Annotated in this window: 14 protein-coding genes and 1 pseudogene; 2 read left to right on the top strand and 13 right to left on the bottom strand. The window is 64.8% G+C overall.

Annotated elements, in window-relative coordinates; translation table 11 throughout:
- Window positions 1–184 precede the first annotated feature (184 nt).
- The 13 genes and pseudogenes from DI624_RS12995 to DI624_RS12935 form a co-directional block, all read right to left on the bottom strand.
- Entirely contained in the window at window positions 185–1,819 is a 1,635-nt protein-coding gene (locus tag DI624_RS12995) for a recombinase family protein (RefSeq protein ID WP_114815864.1), read from the bottom strand.
- Between the two features lie 39 nt (window positions 1,820–1,858).
- A pseudogene (locus DI624_RS12990) lies at window positions 1,859–2,200 on the bottom strand (DUF72 domain-containing protein); the annotation flags it as partial.
- Window positions 2,197–2,511, bottom strand: a complete 315-nt coding sequence (locus DI624_RS12985) for a type II toxin-antitoxin system RelE/ParE family toxin (RefSeq protein ID WP_291539256.1) — start codon at window positions 2,509–2,511, stop codon at window positions 2,197–2,199. The pseudogene DI624_RS12990 and the gene DI624_RS12985, both read right to left, overlap by 4 nt.
- 10 nt (window positions 2,512–2,521) lie before the next feature.
- Entirely contained in the window at window positions 2,522–2,782 is a 261-nt protein-coding gene (locus DI624_RS12980) for a type II toxin-antitoxin system ParD family antitoxin (RefSeq protein WP_291539254.1), read from the bottom strand.
- 170 nt (window positions 2,783–2,952) lie between these two features.
- Window positions 2,953–4,314: a glutamate--cysteine ligase gene (locus DI624_RS12975; RefSeq protein WP_291539252.1), complete on the bottom strand. Its 1,362-nt coding sequence runs from the start codon at window positions 4,312–4,314 to the stop codon at window positions 2,953–2,955.
- Between the two features lie 200 nt (window positions 4,315–4,514).
- Window positions 4,515–5,246, bottom strand: a complete 732-nt coding sequence (locus DI624_RS12970; protein ID WP_291539250.1) for a 16S rRNA (uracil(1498)-N(3))-methyltransferase — start codon at window positions 5,244–5,246, stop codon at window positions 4,515–4,517.
- A complete protein-coding gene (locus DI624_RS12965; RefSeq protein ID WP_291539248.1) occupies window positions 5,243–5,503 on the bottom strand; it encodes a Txe/YoeB family addiction module toxin in 261 nt (86 codons plus the stop codon). The genes DI624_RS12970 and DI624_RS12965 overlap by 4 nt, the downstream gene beginning before the upstream one ends.
- Complete coding sequence (locus tag DI624_RS12960; RefSeq protein ID WP_291539246.1) at window positions 5,500–5,757, bottom strand: type II toxin-antitoxin system Phd/YefM family antitoxin; 258 nt, start codon at window positions 5,755–5,757, stop codon at window positions 5,500–5,502. The genes DI624_RS12965 and DI624_RS12960 overlap by 4 nt, the downstream gene beginning before the upstream one ends.
- Window positions 5,758–5,810: 53 nt before the next feature.
- Entirely contained in the window at window positions 5,811–6,974 is a 1,164-nt protein-coding gene (locus DI624_RS12955; protein ID WP_291539243.1) for an acyl-CoA dehydrogenase family protein, read from the bottom strand.
- A 463-nt stretch (window positions 6,975–7,437) separates the two neighbouring features.
- Complete coding sequence (locus DI624_RS12950; RefSeq protein WP_291539241.1) at window positions 7,438–9,222, bottom strand: acyl-CoA dehydrogenase C-terminal domain-containing protein; 1,785 nt, start codon at window positions 9,220–9,222, stop codon at window positions 7,438–7,440.
- A 2-nt stretch (window positions 9,223–9,224) separates the two neighbouring features.
- A complete protein-coding gene (locus DI624_RS12945) occupies window positions 9,225–9,704 on the bottom strand; it encodes a MerR family DNA-binding transcriptional regulator (protein ID WP_291539239.1) in 480 nt (159 codons plus the stop codon).
- Between the two features lie 168 nt (window positions 9,705–9,872).
- Window positions 9,873–10,289, bottom strand: a complete 417-nt coding sequence (locus tag DI624_RS12940; protein WP_291539237.1) for a DoxX family protein — start codon at window positions 10,287–10,289, stop codon at window positions 9,873–9,875.
- 169 nt (window positions 10,290–10,458) lie between these two features.
- Entirely contained in the window at window positions 10,459–11,871 is a 1,413-nt protein-coding gene (locus DI624_RS12935; protein ID WP_291539235.1) for a protein adenylyltransferase SelO family protein, read from the bottom strand.
- 373 nt (window positions 11,872–12,244) lie between these two features.
- Between DI624_RS12935 and nhaA the strand changes: the two genes are divergently transcribed.
- Window positions 12,245–13,477, top strand: a complete 1,233-nt coding sequence (gene nhaA, locus DI624_RS12930) for a Na+/H+ antiporter NhaA (protein WP_291539233.1) — start codon at window positions 12,245–12,247, stop codon at window positions 13,475–13,477.
- A 221-nt stretch (window positions 13,478–13,698) separates the two neighbouring features.
- Complete coding sequence (locus DI624_RS12925; RefSeq protein WP_291539231.1) at window positions 13,699–16,353, top strand: TonB-dependent receptor; 2,655 nt, start codon at window positions 13,699–13,701, stop codon at window positions 16,351–16,353.
- Window positions 16,354–17,001: the final 648 nt, after the last annotated feature.

Genomic DNA, 17,001 nt, shown 5'->3' with positions numbered 1-17,001 from the left:
TCTGCTCTTCCGTGAATCTCGCTCGTTTCATTCCGTCCGTCCTTTCAAGGGCCGGACTCTAGCTCCGCGTGGAGGAAATTCTCAGGGGCACGTCACTGGGGGAGGGGCATTGTCGCCCAAAGAATCGTTATGTCATCCAGATTTCTACTACTGCCGTCTCGCCATTTGCTCCCCCGACACGACTCTAAATCATCGTGGTTTTCGTCCAAGTGGCGCTCATTTCAAGTTCTTTGCGGGTGATCGGCCGCCTATCTTCGACGTCGAGTTCAGCGTAAATTTCATCGTTAACGAACCAGCCTTTGCCGTTTGACAGAATGTAGAGGCCACCTTCGACTGGCATGATCGTGTCATAGAGCGCCAAAAGAATTGCATTCGCCTTCGCCCGGTTTCGGTAGATGTCTTCGGTGTCTTCGTCGCGAAGGCTATCCATCCATTTCGCCGCCTCTTCGACCGCATCAACACCAACCATCCGGGTCTGGTGTTTCAGCATGGTCCGAAGGTCTTCGATCAATTTGTCCAGTTTGGACGCTTCGGCTTGGCGTTCAGCCAAGCGGATGCGCGTCGAACTGACGTCCTCGCCTCGTTCGGCAGCTTCGATGGTATCATTGAGGTTGTCGATCTTGACCTGAATGGCACGGCGAGCGGACAGCTTGTGCGTCAGGTCCGTTTGATCTGGTAGGGGTTGAGCCGCTTCCATCCGGGCTTCCATGAGGAAAACGGTCAGCCATTCTTCGACATCAGAACACAGGTAGGTCTGACGGTTGTCGCAGTTCTGTTTGCGGTTGGCCTGATAGCATCGGAAGGATCGGACACGGGCCGAGTTCGGGTGGTTCGTGACGACGAGCGTCCCGCCGCATGCCTCACATTTACCCATCCCCATGATAAGGTTTGGGAACCGCTTCCCTCTCCGACCTGCGCCTCCTCCACGTTTGTTTCGCAAGGCGATCATCGCCTGCGCGCGGTCGAAGGTCTCTTCGTCAACGACCTTCGGATAATAGTTAGGGATCGGGTCACCGTCAGGCTGGCGAAGCATCCGCTTATGCGCGCGCTGGCTGGTTAGGGTCGGTTGATAGAACCCCATTACCGAGGGTGACCGGAGGATGGTGAGGACATAGCCTTGATGCCAGCCGTCCGATCCGGCGACGAAGGGTTCCACCTTGTTGGCGTTCAGCCGTTGGGCGATGGCCGTGATCCCAAGCCCGTCGATGCACTCGGCGAAGATGCCCCGGATGATGTCGGCCCGGTCGCCGATCAGGTCAAAGTGCTTGGTCCGCTCGTTGAAGACGGTCCACGCCGGTCCACGACGGGAGAGCTTCTTACCGGTTAGGCGAGCTTCCTCACGCTTCTCAGCCCAAGCCTTTGCGACTTTACGGGTCCGTTCCTTATTCTCGTTGTGGGAGTTGGACATCGTGAACAACGCCCGCATCAGTTCAAGGGACGTCGAGTGTTTGTGGTAAACCTCGCCATCGACCAGAGTGACGACGTTGACGCCTTTCCGAATAATCGACGTCAGAAGGTGAAGGGCTTCGCTCTCGATCTCGCGGGTCAGTCGCGAGAATTCATCGACAAGAAGGTAATCGCCCGACCGGATGGTCCCGGCCTCTATCATGTTCAAAAGAACGCCGAGCTTGCCCGTCTCGCGATGAAGACCGACCGACGCTGATATCCCGCGATCCACAAACGTAGGGTCAAACTCGATGTCGGGATGCTCTTCAGCCCATTCGAGCGCCGCTGCTAACTGGCGCCGTAGACCGTCGCCCTTCAATTGCGCGCGGGTGCTGATTCGGCTGTAGGCGTAGGCTGTTGGCTTCTTAACCATACTCGCTCATACCACGAGCGAAATAATAGTCATCCATGTTATGAACTGCCAGTTGATCGGCCCCAGCTTGTCGCCCAGCTCGGTCAGGCCCTGGGACAGGAAGCGGTCGAAGCTTTCCGCGCCTTCCGACAGGACTTTCCGATTGGTGCAGTAGCGGCTGGCCTTGACCGAAAAGACGAAGCCGTCCGGCGTCTCGTCGCGCCACTTGCGCCAGCTGTCCGGCTTGAAGGTCGAATAATAGGTGCCGTTGATCTCGATGCTGGTCAGCTTCGACGCGGCGTATTCCAGCTCGCGCTTCTGGACCAGACCCTCGGGATAGAAGGTTCCGCGCCATGGCTCATAGGTCCAGCCCCCGACGCCGACGTGGATGGGGTGGGTCATGGTTCGCCTCCGGTATCGGCGGTGTGGCCGAGTGGATCATTCAGCCAGTCTTCTCTGGCGTGGCGGACGCGCAGGATTAGTACGCCCTGGTCATCCGAGGCATAGAGAATGATGTGCGCCTTGCGAGGCAGGATTCGAACGGGCGGCTCGGTTTTCCGGCTCTCCCTGCCGGATTGGGGAAAGGTCGCGATCAGGTCGAACGCCGAGTGAAGATCGGCGACATAGGCGTCCGCCTGCGAGAGGCCGAACATCTCGGCGCTCTGACGGAAGATGGCCCGCATGTCGGCCCGCGCGGCCTTGGAAATCCGCAAGCGAGCCAAGTCAACTGGCCCGGCGGATCTTCTCGGCCAAGAACTCGGCGCGAACCTCGGCGAAGATTTCAGCGGGGGTCTGCTCGCTGATGCCCGAGGCGTAGGCCTCGTCGATCAGCCGCTGCATGTGCGCGATCTTCTCGGTCTTGATCTGTTCCTGCCGGATCAGGTCGCGGACAACGTCGGATGCGTTGGCGTAGCGGCCGGACTTGGCCTGCTCTTCGACCCAGGCCTTCATCGGATCGGGCAGGGAGATGTTCATCGTCGCCATGATCGGTCTCCTTTCAGAAAGAAGAGAGTGTTTTGGCAAGCATTGTCAATCCTTGCCATTCTTCACACGGTCGCGACGAAAAAACACCGTGTGAAAGGTATGAATCGTGTGAAATCGTCGCCGCCCATCGCCGGTCATAGCCGGCGTCTGCGTCGAAACCGGTCGCAGGCTCAATAGGCGAAGTCGGCGTAGATCCGCTTCACGTCGCCCTGCCAGGGGCCGTGATAGAGGTCCAGCAGGCGTTCGGCCGGGGTGATCCCGCTGTCGGCGATGTCCTCCAGTTCCGACAGATAGCCGCGCTCGTCCACCATGCCGCCCGAGAATCTGGCGCGGTTCTTCAGCCCCTGTCTGGCGATGGCGACCAGGTCGACGGCGATGTCGCGCACGCTGCGCCCCGCAACCTCGGCCTTCAAGCCCAGACGCGTCACGTCGCGGCGCAGCCGCTCGTGGTCGGCGATATCCCAGTCCTTGACCAGGTCCCAGGCGGCGGCCAGCGACGGGGCGTCGTACAGCACCCCGGCCCACAGGGCGGGCAGGGCGCAGATGCGGCTCCACGGCCCGCCGTCGGCGCCGCGCATCTCCAGATAGGCCTTCAGCCGCACCTCGGGAAACAGGGTGGTCAGATGGTCGTTCCAGTCCTTGATCGTCGGATATTCGCCGGGCAGGGCGGGCAGTTTCCCGGCCTGGAAATCGCGGAACGACTGGCCCGAGGCGTCGACGTAGCGGCCGTCGCGCTTGGCGAAATACATCGGCGTGTCCAGAGCATAGTCGGCGTAGCGCTCGAAGCCGAAGCCCTCTTCGAAGACGAAACCCAGCATCCCCGTGCGGTCGGCGTCGGTGTCGGTCCAGACGTTGGCGCGGGCCGACAGGAAGCCGTTGGGTCGGCCCTCGGTGAACGGCGAACAGGCGAACAGGGCGGTGGCGATCGGCTGCAGCGCCAGGGACGCGCGGAACTTGGCGACCATGTCGGCTTCGGAATCGAAGTCCAGGTTGGCCTGGATGGTGCAGGTGCGCAGCATCATGTCCAGGCCCAGGGTCCCGACCTTGGGCATATAGGCGCGCATGATGTCGTAGCGGCCCTTGGGCATGACCGGCACGTCCTCGCGCCGCCACAGCGGGTCGAAACCGGCGCCCAGGAAACCCAGGCCGATCTGGTCGGCGACCTGTTTGACCTCCATCAGGTGCTGGCCGGTCTCGTTGCAGATGTCGTGGATGGTCGAAAGCGGCGCGCCCGACAGTTCGAACTGGCCGCCCGGCTCCAGGCTGACCGAGGCGACGAAGCCCTCGGCGTTCTTGCGTTCCAGACCGATCAGGACGCCGTTCTCCTCGACGCGCGACCAGCCGAACCGCTCCAGCCCCTCCAGCATGGCCTTGATGCCGTTCGGGCCTTCATAGGCGGGCCGGGCCAGGGTGATCTTGTCGAAGCCGAACTTCTCGTGCTCGGCGCCGATGCGCCACTGGTCCTTGGGCTTGATCCCCTTGGACATGGCCTCGATCAGAGCGTCTCTGGAAAGCGGCGCGTTCTCGGCCATCTGCAACCCCTGCTGTCGCGGCTAGATGGCGGCTAAAGCCGCGTTCCTCAAGGGGTTGAATAAAATCCGCTCATCCCGCGAAAGCGGGGACCCCGTTCCTTCGCGACACCGACCTGTGGGATCGGCGTCGTCGCATAAGTCGGACGGCCACCTCCCAAACCACTGGGTCCCCTCTTTCGCGGGGATGAGCGGGATGAGAATCAGCGTTCCCAATCCCCCACCGCCGCCTGCCACAGGGTCATGGCGGCGATGGCGGCGGTGTCGGCGCGCAGGATGCGCGGCCCCAGGGAGACGGCTGTGGTGAAGGGCAGGGACCGGAGCCGCTCGCCTTCCTCGGGCGAAAAGCCGCCCTCGGGGCCGATCAGTATGGCCCATGGACCTTCGCCCGCGCCCCGCAGGGCCGTGACGGCCGGCGCGCCGCCGGTCTCGTCGCAGAACATCAGCCGACGTCCAGGATTGGGGCCGGCCTCCCAGCCGTCCAGCAGGGCGTCCAGCCTGACCGGATCGTCGATGACCGGCACGTCCAGCCGCCCGGTCTGTTCGGCGGCCTCTTCGGCGATGGCGTCCAGCCGGTCCAGGCGGATGCGGTCGGCGTTGGTGCGCCGGGTCACGACCAGCCGCACCCGGCGCGCGCCCAGTTCGGCGGCTTTCTCCACGATGGTCTCGACCCGCGGCTTCTTCACCACGGCCACGATCAGCTCCAGGTCGGGGCCGCGGGTCTGGGGGCGAACCTGCTCCTCGGCGCGCAGGATCACGCCCTTCTTCAGCACCTCGGCGACGGTGCATCGCCATTCTCCGTCGCGGCCGTTGAAGACCAGCAAGTCGTCGCCGGTTTTCAGCCGCATCACCTGGGTCAGATAGCGGGACTGATCCAGCGTGGGCGCGACGGGAGCGGCGGCCGAGAGGGGGGATGCGACGTGAAGGCGGATCATCGGTCGTAGTGATAGCGGCATTGGGCGATCAAAAGCGTATCGTCCGTCACGCGATAGACCAGGCGGTGTTCTTGGTCGATGCGCCGCGACCACCATCCCGCGAAATCGCCCTTCAGCGGTTCGGGCTTTCCGATCCCGGAAAATGGGGTGCGCTGGCACTCCATGATCAGTCGGTTCAGCTTTCGCAGCATCTTTCGGTCATGGTCTTGCCAGTGAAGATAATCCTCCCACCCATAGGTCTGGAAGGTCAGCTTCATTCTTCGATCAGTTCGCGAACCTGACCGCCGCCCGCATCGAGTTCGGCTATGGCTTCACGCAGACGGCTGGCGTTGGCCGGGCTGCGCAGCAGATACTCCGTCTCCTGCCAAGAGGCGAAGTCCTCCAGCGACATCAGCACCGCAGCCGGCTTGCCGCCCTCGCGGGTGATGATGGTGTAGTCGTGGTCCGCCGTCACCCGGTCGATGGCCGAGGCCAGGTTCTTGCGGAGTTCGGTGACGGACATCGCGTTCATGACGACAATGTACGAAGTATCGTACATTGTCGCAAGTGGTGAGTATCAGGCTTTCACAGCGTCCGCGCGATCAGCAGCTTCATGATCTCGTTGGTGCCGCCGTAGATGCGCTGGACCCGCGCGTCCTTGTACAGCTGGGCGATGGCGTATTCGTTCACGTAGCCATAGCCGCCGTGCAGCTGCAGCATCTCGTCGATGGTCTCGCCCTGGATGTCCGTCACCCAGTATTTGGCCATGGAGGCGGTGGCGGCGTCCAGCTGGCCCTTCAGGTGCAGGGAAATGCAGTGGTCGACGAAGACCTTGGCGACGGTCAGCTTGGTCTTGACCTCGGCCAGCTTGAACTGGGTGTTCTGGAAGTCGAGGATGCGCTTGCCGAAGGCCTTGCGCTCCTTGACGTAGGCCAGGGTCGCCTCAAGCCCGCGCTCGGCGGCGGCGACGCCCTGGACGGCGATGTTCAGCCGTTCCTGCGGCAGTTGCTGCATCAGCTGGACGAAGCCCTGGCCCTCGGTCCCGCCGATGACGTTGTCGCCAGGGACCTTCACCTCGTTGAAGAACAGTTCGGAGGTGTCGTTGGCCTCCATGCCGATCTTGTGCAGGTTGCGGCCGCGCTCGAAGCCTTCGGCGCCGTCCGTCTCGACCACGATTAGGCTGGTGCCCTTGGCGCCCTCGGCCGGGTCGGTCTTGGCCACCACGATGATGAAGTTGGCCAGTTGGCCGTTGGTGATGAAGGTCTTGGACCCGTTGACGACATAGCCGTTGCCGGACTTGATGGCGGTGGTCTTGACGCCCTGCAGGTCGGAGCCGGCGCCCGGCTCGGTCATGGCGATGGCGCCGACCAGTTCGCCCGATTGCAGGCGCGGCAGCCAGCGCTGCTTTTGCTCCTCGGTGCCGTAATGCCAGATGTAGGGCATGACGATCGCATTGTGCAGCGAGATGCCGAAGTGGTCCGCGCCCTTCCAGCCCAGCTGACGCATCAACACGACCTCGTGGCGATAGTCGCCGCCCATGCCGCCGTCCTCTTCCGGCATGGACAGGCCCAGCAGGCCCGCGTCGCCCGCATCGTTCCAAAGCTGGCGCGGGACCGAGGAGTCGGCGATCCATTGCTGCACCTTGTCCAGAGGCGCGTGCTCGTCGATCCACTTGCCGACACTGTCGGAGAAGAGGGTGATCTCTTCTTCACGCATAAAATCGGGGTCTGGGCTGGTGAGCACGTTCATGGGAAGCCTGTCGACTATGGGACTTGGGAGGGATGATTATGAAGGCAGGTTTGTTGGTGACGGCGGCGAGTCTTTTGGTGGCTGGGTGTGGTGCGCCAGCTTATGACGAGAAAGTCGATGGCCCTTACCGGCTCTTTTCGGCCGACAACCCTGACGCTATATCGCTCTGCCGAAGCTTTGAAGGAGGTGGGGGGTGCGCTGGTCTCGTTGGGCCGACTGTCATCGCGGTCGGCTATAACGCAACCTACCTTGTTGCTGCGCGGCTGCCTTTTGAAGATCGAGCCCCATTCGATGGACAGCCGGACAAACCCGAACAGCCGATCCAATACTTCTACGTTCTTCGGTCCGGTCAGGCTGCGATCAGCGACAGGGTCAACGGGCCGCTGGATGAAGCGACATACTTTGCAGAAAGAGATCGGCTGAACTTGCCTAGGCTCATGCCGATCCCTCACTAGTCAGCGCCTCAGAACGCCTCGGCCGGCATGGCCATCAGCACGTCGGCGCCGGTCTTCATTTTCTTCAGGTGGGCGTCCGCGTCGGGCAGGATGCGCTCGACGAAGTAGCGGCCGGTCTGCAGCTTGGTGGCGTAATAGGGATCGGTCGAACCGGCCTCGATCTGGGCCTGCGCCGACTTGGCCATCAGCGCCCACATATAGGCGAGCGCCGTCAGGCCGAAGACGTTCAGATAGTCGGTCGAGGCGGCGGCGGCGTTGTCCGGGTTGGCCATGCCGTTCTGCATCAGCCACATGGCGCCGTCCTGCAGCTTGGCCTTGGCGTCGGCCAGGCCGTCGACGAAGGGCTTGATGGCTTCGTTCGATTCGTTCTCGGCGACGAAGGCGTCGATCTCGCCGAACCAGCTCATGATGGCGCGGCCGCCGTTGGCCGGCAGCTTGCGGCCCACCAGGTCCAGAGCCTGGATGCCGTTGGCGCCCTCGTAGATCATGGTGATGCGGGCGTCGCGCAGATACTGCGACGCCGGGAAGTGTTCGGTATAGCCCGAACCGCCGTGGACCTGCATCGCCAGCGAGGCGACGTGGAAGCCCTTGTCGGTCAGATAGGCTTTCAGAACCGGGGTCAGCAGACCCATGTAGTCCTTGGCCTTGGTCGCCACGGCCTCGTCTTCCGACTTCTCCAGGTCGGCGTGCAGCGCGGTCCACAGGATGAAGGCCTGGCCGCCTTCGACGAAGGCGCGGGCCTCCAGCAGCATGCGGCGCACGTCGGGGTGGACGATGATCGGATCGGCGGGGCCTTCCGGGTTCTTCGGTCCGGTCAGGCTGCGGCCCTGCAGGCGGTCCTTGGCGAACTCGACGGCGGCCTGATAGGCGGCCGTGCCGATGGCCAGCCCCTGCAGGCCGGTGCCGATGCGCGCCTCGTTCATGACCACGAACATATTGTTCATGCCGCGGCCTTCCTCGCCCAGCAGCCAGCCCTTGGCGCCGTCGTACTGCATGACGCAGGTGGCGTTGCCGTGGATGCCCATCTTCTCTTCCAGGCCCACGCATTGCAGGGCGTTGCGCTCGCCCAGAGAGCCGTCCTCGTCGACCAGATATTTCGGCACGACGAACAGGCTCAGGCCCTTGATGCCGGGAACCGCGCCCTCGATGCGGGCCAGAACGGTGTGGATGATGTTGTCCGAGAAGTCGTGTTCGCCCGCCGAGATCCAGATCTTCTGGCCGGTGATGGAGAAGCTGCCGTCGTCGTTGCGCACGGCCTTGGTGCGGACCATGCCCAGGTCGGTGCCGCATTGGGGCTCGGTCAGGTTCATCGTGCCGGACCATTCGCCCGACGCCATCTTGGGCAGATATTTCTGCTTGATCTCGTCCGAGGCGCTGGCGCGGATGCCGGCGTAGGCCGAGGCCGTCAGGCCCGGATACATCGAAAACGCCGCCGAGGCGCCGGCCGTCATCTGGCCGAAGGCCGAGGCCACCACGCTGGGCATCCCCTGGCCGCCGTAGGCGGGGTCGGCGGCCAGCGCCATCCAGCCGCCGTCGGACATGGCCTTGTAGGCTTCCTTCCAGCCCTTGGGTCCGGTCACGACGCCGCCTTCGGCCCAGTGGCAGCCTTCCTTGTCGCCGGGGTTGTTGATCGGGGCGATGACCTCGTCGGCGAACTTGGCGCCTTCTTCCAGAATCTGGTCGACCAGGTCCGAAGAGACGTCCTCGAAGCCCGGCTGGTTGGTGTAGCGGTCGATCTCCAGCACTTCGTTCAGGATGAAGGTGAAATCGCGGACGGGCGCCTTGTAGGCCATGGTTACGCTCTTGCTTTGAAGGGGTGGTGGTCGTGGTTCAGGCGCGACTTCAGCAGCCGCTCGTAGTCTTCCGCGCCCGGCAGCAGGTCGGGGCGGTGTTCGGACAGTTTGGATTCCATCCAGGCGCAGGCCTCCTCGGCCGTCTCGATGGCGCCTTCTATGTCTTCCAGCTGTTGCTTCAGCGCCGTGATCTGGGCGCGGTGCCGAACCAGGGCCACGGCCATCTGATGGACGTTGTGATCCTTGCGGTCGTACAGGTCCATCATGTCCTGGATCTCCTGAAGGGTGAAGCCGATGCGGCGGCCCCTCAGGATCAGCTTCAGCCGGGCGCGGTCGCGCGCGTCATAGACCCGCGTCTGGCCCTTGCGCGCAGGGGTCAGAAGGCCCTTGTCCTCGTAGAAGCGCAGGGCCCGCGCCGTGGCGCCGAACTCGCGGCACAGCTGGCGAATGGAATAGGTTCTGTGGTCATCGGCTGTGGCCATGCGCCGACCATAACTTTACCCGCGCGTAAAGGAAAGAGTTTACGCGCACGTAAGGGTAAGCTTTTTCGACGGGGCGACCGGCAAAGAAAAAGCCCGGAACCGGGGGAACGGCTCCGGGCGCGAGACGCCGGATGGAGGGGGGAGAACGTCCGGCGCTCGAACTCGACCTCAGGCCCGGCGGCGGCCCAGCAGGACCGGGATCGTGAAGGCCAGAAGGATGGCGTTGACCGCGGCCAGGCCGATGTCGCGATTGACGGCGTGGACGGCCAGCATGGTCGCCTCCATGACGATCAGGCCGGTCGCGGCCGTCAGCAGCAGCGGACGGCCGACGCGCCACGAGATCAGCGGGCTCAGCACGCCCAGCGCCAGGATCATCTCGACCACGCCCAGGCCGCGCACCATGTTCTCGGGCGCGACGGCGGGCCAGCCCATCAGATTGATCAGATTCGTCATCGGCTCGGTCAGCTTGGCGTAGCCGGCGGCGATGAAGAACATCGCGATCCATCCCTGCAGGGTCCACAGGGCGACGTTGCGATAGGCGGCGCGGCTGCGGGCCCGGGGGGCGGGGAAGGTTGTGGTGGTCATTGGGGACGGCCTAAATTCGTAACAGCGGCGATATCGGATCGGTCGGCTCCGTTCGCAAGGGGTCTATAGCCGCGCCGTTCGCCTTTGTCATCCGTCGATGACATCAGCTGATGACATCGGTCGATGACTTATTGTTACAGCTGGAACCGGTCGGCCGGATTCGCCGGCGTCAGCCCGCGAACCCCCAGGCCGCTCGGGCCGCTTCCAGCCGTTCCAGCTTGGCGTGGAACGCGGACCAGTCGTCGTCGGCCGCGATTGCGGCCCAGATCGCCTCCACCTCCTGGATCAGCATCTCCTCGGGCTCGCGCGCGGCGAACATCGGATGCTCCAGCCGTTCGATCCGGTCCGGCTCGTGCTCCATCAGGGCGAATCGGAAGGCGTCGAACGCCTCGCCCTGATACAGTTTGGCGCGCGGTCCCGACAGGGCGCGGGCCGACGAGGCGAAGCCGCCGAACCAGTCGAAGAACAGCGGCTCCCAGCGCAGGGCCTCGCTCCCCTCGCGCAGCAGGGCCAGGGTCGTATCGACCAGACGCTGGTCCGCCGCCTCGCCCAGGCTTTTCACCCCCAGCCGCATCGTGAAGGCCGCGCGCAGTTCGCGGATATAGGCCGGGCCGAATCCGTTCAGCGCATCGGCCAGGGTCTTGGGCTCCGACACGACCGCCAGACAGCTGGCCAGCTGGGTCAGGTTCCAGAACACCGCCTCGGGCTGGCGGGCGAAGGCGTAAAGGCCGCCGTGGTCGAAATAGGCGGCCGTGAACCCCGGCTGATAGGCGGGCAGGAAGCGCCACGGCCCATAGTCGAAGCTTTCGCCCGTGACGTTCAGATTGTCGGTGTTCAGCACCCCGTGCACGAAGCCCGCCGCCACCCAGCGCGCCGTCAGCCGGGCCGAGGCGGCCGTGATCGCCTGCATCAGGCCGGGAACGTCGCCGGGCGCGACGGTCGGATGATACAATGCCCTGACATGCTCGGTCAGGGCCTCGATCTGATCGGAACGGTTCAGATAGGCGGCGCGCTGGAAGGTTCCGAACCGCACATGGCTGTGCGACAGCCGCACCAGCACGGCCGAGCGCGTCGGCGACGGCTCGTCCCCCCGCTCCAGCGCCTCGCCGGTCTCGATCAGGGACAGGGCGCGGCTGGTGGGAACGCCCAGCGCCTCCAGCATGGACGCGGCCAGCACCTCGCGCACCCCGCCCTTCAGCGTCAGCCGCCCGTCGCCGCCGCGCGACCAGGGCGTGGTCCCGGACCCCTTCGTGCCGAGATCCATCAGCCGGCCCGATGCATCGCGCATCTGCGCCGCCAAAAACCCCCGGCCGTCGCCCAGGTCGGGATTGTACTGGCGGAACTGATGGCCGTGATAGCGCATGGCCAGCGGGCCGGGCTGGCCGGGCAGGGGGTCGAACCGGCCGAAGGCGGCGATCCATTCCGCCTCGCTCAGCGTCTCCAGCCCGACCTCGGCGGCGGCGCGGTCGTTGCGATACCGCAGGATCGTCTTGGGGAATTCGGCGGCCCGCACCGCATCGGCATAGTCCGACCCCAGGGCGAAGAAGCGCGGTTCGGGGCGGTATTCGGCGGAGACGGGCATGGCGGGCTAGGTGCGTTCGCTGCCGCGAAAGCGCAACCGCGAACCCTCTTCTTTCGTCATCCTCCGGCGAGCGTAGCGAGACCGGGAGACCCAGCGGCGCCGAAGGCGAAAGGGTTCGGCGGCGTTGAGCGTTGGCGTTGCGCGACAGATTCGCGCTCCCGCGCGCCGCTGGGTCCCCCGGTCTGCGCCGCAAGCGGCTTGCCGGGGGATGACGAAAGAAAAGGGGCGGTCTATAAAGTCCGCAGCCATCAGGTCGCGCCGGTCTTCGTGGACCGGGCGGCCAGGCCGGCGCGCCGAGAGGCGACGAATCCGGTCCGGCGCCCGTCGATAACCTGGCGTCACGACAGCTTCAGTTGTTCGATTGGAGGCCGCCGTGGCGCGCAAACTCACGCTCGATTTCCTCAAGACCGAGACCGCATCCGGCTCGGCCCTGGCCCTGGCGGCCCTGGCGGCCGTGCTGATCGCCAACTCGCCCTGGTCGGCCGACTATTTCGCCTGGCTGAAGGGCTATCACCTGCTTCAGATCGGTCCGATCCGGCTGGAGGAGACGATCTCCGACTGGATCAAGGAAGGTCTGATGGCGATCTTCTTCCTCGTCGTGGGGCTGGAGATCAAATACGAGATCGTGCGCGGCGAGCTGAGCGATCCCCGAAAGCTGGCCACCCCCGTCCTGGCGGCCCTGGGCGGCATGGCCGGGCCGGCGGCGATCTATCTGTTGTTGTCGAACCTGATCGGCGCGCCGCATCAGGGCTGGTCCATTCCGTTGGCCACCGACATCGCCTTCGCCCTGGCCGTCTTCGGCTTCGTGGGCAAGGGGCTGCCGTCGTCGCTTCGGGTGTTCCTGCTGACCCTGGCCATCGTCGACGACCTGGGGGCCATCGCCCTGATCGCCGTGCTGTTCAGCGAAGGGGCCGAATGGCTGCCGCTGCTTTGGGCGGCCGCCGCCCTGATCGCGGGGGCCGTCGCCGCCCACAGCGTCCGCATTCCGGCGCCCTTCTGGGTGCTGGGCTTCGCCCTGGTCTGGTATCTGACGGTCCTGTCGGGTCTCAGCACCTCGCTGACCGCCGTGGCCTTCGCCATGATCGTGCCGATCAAGGGGCGCGCCGAAGACGGCCAGAGCCCGCTGAAGGAGGCGATGCACGACCTGCATCCCTGGAACGCCTTTCTGGTCCTGCCCCTGTTCGCCTTCGCCAAGGCGGGCGTGTCCTTCGCCGGCCTGTCGATGGACCAGGCGTTCGCGCCCCTGGTCGTCGCCATCGCCCTGGGCCTGTTCTTCGGCAAGCAGATCGGCGTCGTGGGCGCCGCCTGGCTGGCGTCGGCGCTCAAGATCGGCGCGCGGCCCACGGGCGCCAGCTGGCTGCAGGTCTATGGCGTCTCGCTGCTGTGCGGCGTGGGCTTCACCATGAGCCTGTTCATCGGCGTGCTGGCCTTCCCCGGCGCGGTGGACAGTCCCGAACAGGTCGAGGTCAAGCTGGGCGTCATCGGCGGGTCTATCCTGTCGGCTGTGGCGGCGGCCGTGGTTTTGGGGCTGGCCGGGCGTCGGCGCCGGATCGACCCGGCGGCGCTCAAGCCCGAAGTCGAGCCGATCGGCCCGAAAGCCGGGTAAAAACTGACCTAGCGTCAGGGTTTTCTGTCGCTTCCTCGACACACAAAGGCGAATCTGCGGCGAAAAATCGTCGCGGACGACAACGCTCGCTTGTGGCTCATGCCGAAGCGCGGTTAGCCTTCGCCTTACTGAACGTCCCTCCACGTAGAGGGGCGTCGATGGGAACAGGAAACGCCGTGACCCCCTAACGGGATCACAGCTTCAGAGCCGGGAGGACGCCTATGCGCCGCAATCTTCACCTCAGGACCACCGTGTCCGCCCCCGCAGTACTTGGCGCCGTCGTCGGCGCCGCCGTCATGGGCTTCGCGGGCGTCGCCGCCGCCCAGGAGGCGCCGGCGAGCGTCGACGACATCATCGTCACCGCCCAGAAGCGCGAACAGAGCCTGCAGGACGTGCCGATCGTGGTCACGACCCTGTCGCAGGAGGTGCTGGACGGCGCGGGCGTGCAGGACATCAAGGATCTGCAGATCCTGACGCCCGGCATGACCGTCACCTCGACCCAGTCGGAAGCCTCCACCACCGTGCGCATCCGCGGCGCCGGCACCGTGGGCGACAATCCGGGCCTGGAAAGCTCGGTCGGCGTCGTCATCGACGGCGTCTATCGCTCGCGCAACTCGGTCGGCTTCGGCGACCTGGGCGAACTGAGCCGCATCGAGGTGCTGAAGGGTCCGCAGGGCACCCTGTTCGGCAAGAACACCTCGGCCGGCGTCATCAACATCATCACCGAACGCCCGTCGTTCGATCCGTCGATCTCGGCGGAGCTGACCGGCGGCAACTTCGGCGCCATCGGCGGTTCGGTCTCCGTCACTGGCGGCCTGACCGACCAGATCGCCGGCCGTCTATTCGTCGCCCACCGCGAGCGGGACGGCTTCTACGACGTCGACACCGGCGACGGTCCCAACACCAAGACCGACGACCAGACCCAGGACTACTGGACCACGCGCGGCCAACTGCTGATCCTGCCCAGCGACAACGCCTCGATCCGCCTGATCGCCGACTACACCAAGCGCGAGGAATACTGCTGCGCCGCGGTGCAGACCCGCGTCGGCCCGTCCCAGGCCTTCATCGCCGCGCTGACGGCCCCCAACGGTCCCGGCCAGACCCCGCCGACGGCCGGCTATGGCACCGTGCCCTTCTCGCGCCTGGCCTATTCGAACCGCGAGACCCCGCAGGAGATCGAGGACATGGGCCTGTCGGCGGAAGCGACCATCGACTTCCCCAGCCTCAACGCCACCCTGACGTCCCAGACCTCGTGGCGCGACTGGTCGTTCCAGCAGGGGATGGACCAGGACTACACCGGCGCCGACATTCTCCATCGCGAAAACGACGGCTCCAACGGCTATGGCGTCGACAACCTGACCCAAGAGTTTCGCTTGGCTGGCACGTCGGACAAGCTGGACTGGCTGGTTGGCCTGTTCGCCACCAAGGAGGGCGTCTATCGCGACGACAGCTATACCTATGGCTCCGACTACAACGCCTTCGCCTCCCTGCTGCTGACGGCTTCGGTGCCGGCGGCCTTCGGCGGCCCCAGCCCGTCGCGTACGGGCTGTTTCACCAATCCGCAGGGCTTCCTGGTGGGGACCACGGGCGCCTTGGCCGGCCAGCCCCTGTGCGTGCTCGGCCTGGCTCCCCCCAGCGCGGCGGCCCCGGTCTTCTCGCCCGGCAAGGCCTATGAGGATCACTACAGCCAGAAGTCGGAATCGGTCGCCGTCTTCACCAACAACACCTGGAGGGTCAGCGAGGCCTTCGACATCAACCTGGGCCTGCGCTACACCTACGACAGCAAGCGCCTGTTCGGCCTTCAGGACAATCTGGGGACCAATGGCGCGGCCTGCGGCGGCGCCCTGGCCAACAACCTCGCACCCACTCTGCCGGCGTCGCCGATCCCCGGCACCGCCAACGTCCGTACGCCGGCGGCGGCCCTGGGCCTGCTGTGCCTACCCTGGTCCAATCCGCTCTACGACGGCCGCCGCATCCAGGAGAAGTTCAGCGACACCGACCTGTCGGGCACCATCAAGGCCTCCTACCGCTTCAACCCCTCGATCATGGTCTATGGCTCCTATGCGCGCGGCTACAAGGGCGCGGGCTACAACATGGACCGGGTGCAGACGGGGGTGACGCCGGACGCCTCGCTGTTCTTCGCCGCCGAGACGGTCGACAGCTACGAGGCGGGGATCAAGACGACCCTGTTCGACCGCACCATGCTGCTGAACGTCACCTATTTCGACCAGAAGTTCGAGAACTTCCAGCTCAACACCTTCCTGGGCACCGCCTTCGTGGTGGAATCGATCCCCGAACTGACCTCGCGCGGCGTCGACGCCGACATGGTCTGGTTCACCCCGGTCGAGGGTCTGAGCTTCCAGGGCGGCGTGACCTACACCGACGCCAAATACGGCCAGTTCGGCGCCGGCGACCTGTCCAGCCCCGGCCGCTTCCCGCAACTGTCGCTGCTGCCGGGCGCGCGCGCCTCGTTCGCCCCGGAATGGTCGCTGACCGGCGCCCTGGCCTTCGACCGCGAACTGGGCGGCGGCCTGCGCGGCGGGTTCAACCTGTCGGCCAAGTATTCGACCGAATACAACACCGGCTCGGACCTGCTGCCCTACAAGCACCAGGACGCCTTCACCGTGGTCAACGGCCGCGTCTCGATCGGTTCGGCCGACGAACGCTGGACGCTGGAGGTCTGGGGACAGAACCTGCTGGAAGAGGAATACACCCAGGTCGGCTTTGCCGCCCCGCTGCAGGGCACAGCCTTCGCCAACACCACCACGCCCCAGGCGGACGGCACCTACTACAACATCGCCACCGACACGGCGACCTACAACGCCTACCTCGGCGCCCCGCGCACCTGGGGCGTGACGCTGAAGGTCAAATACTGATCGTCAGACCGCACGGCTGAACGACGAAGGGCCGACCGGGCGACCGGCCGGCCCTTTTTGTTGTGCGTGTGTTCAGGCGAGTGTGGGAATGTCCGCTCTCAGAAGCGATCCCAAATTCGACTTCCGACCCGTTGCGGACCTCTCCGTGCCACATCATGGTCTGACCGATTGAGGAATGCTCAGGAGACCTCAAAGTGCTACTCGCTCTGATTGCCGCCATCGCGAACCTTCACGCGCCACCCCCGCAAAAAGCGCTCAGCAACGAGTGGATTGAGGCGGCCACAGTGAATGTCGCCTACCAGATGGCTCTATGCCAGCCACACCTCAGTGACTGGCTCGGCAAAGAAGACGTTGAAATATCTATACGTGATGACTTGGCCTCCACAGAGGATGAAGCCTCGAGAGCTATATTGCTAGCCGCGATTTCAGCATCCCAGCAGGGGAAAAAGGACCGACTCACAACTAATGTTGATGCTGAGCGGTGCTCTCAACGCGTGGAGTCGGCATTTTCGTATCTACTGCTTCCCAATCACGCACCCGAGCCCACCAATATGTTTCGACCAAACGAAAACCGCGAAAGCCCGATTGCTCCGTAAGGTCTGAAGAACGACCGTCGTCCACCATGATCGACCGCTTTCCACCCATTGC

The organism is Brevundimonas sp., assembly GCF_003248455.1.
Lineage (GTDB): Bacteria > Pseudomonadota > Alphaproteobacteria > Caulobacterales > Caulobacteraceae > Brevundimonas.
This window is presented reverse-complemented; position numbering and strand designations above follow the sequence as displayed.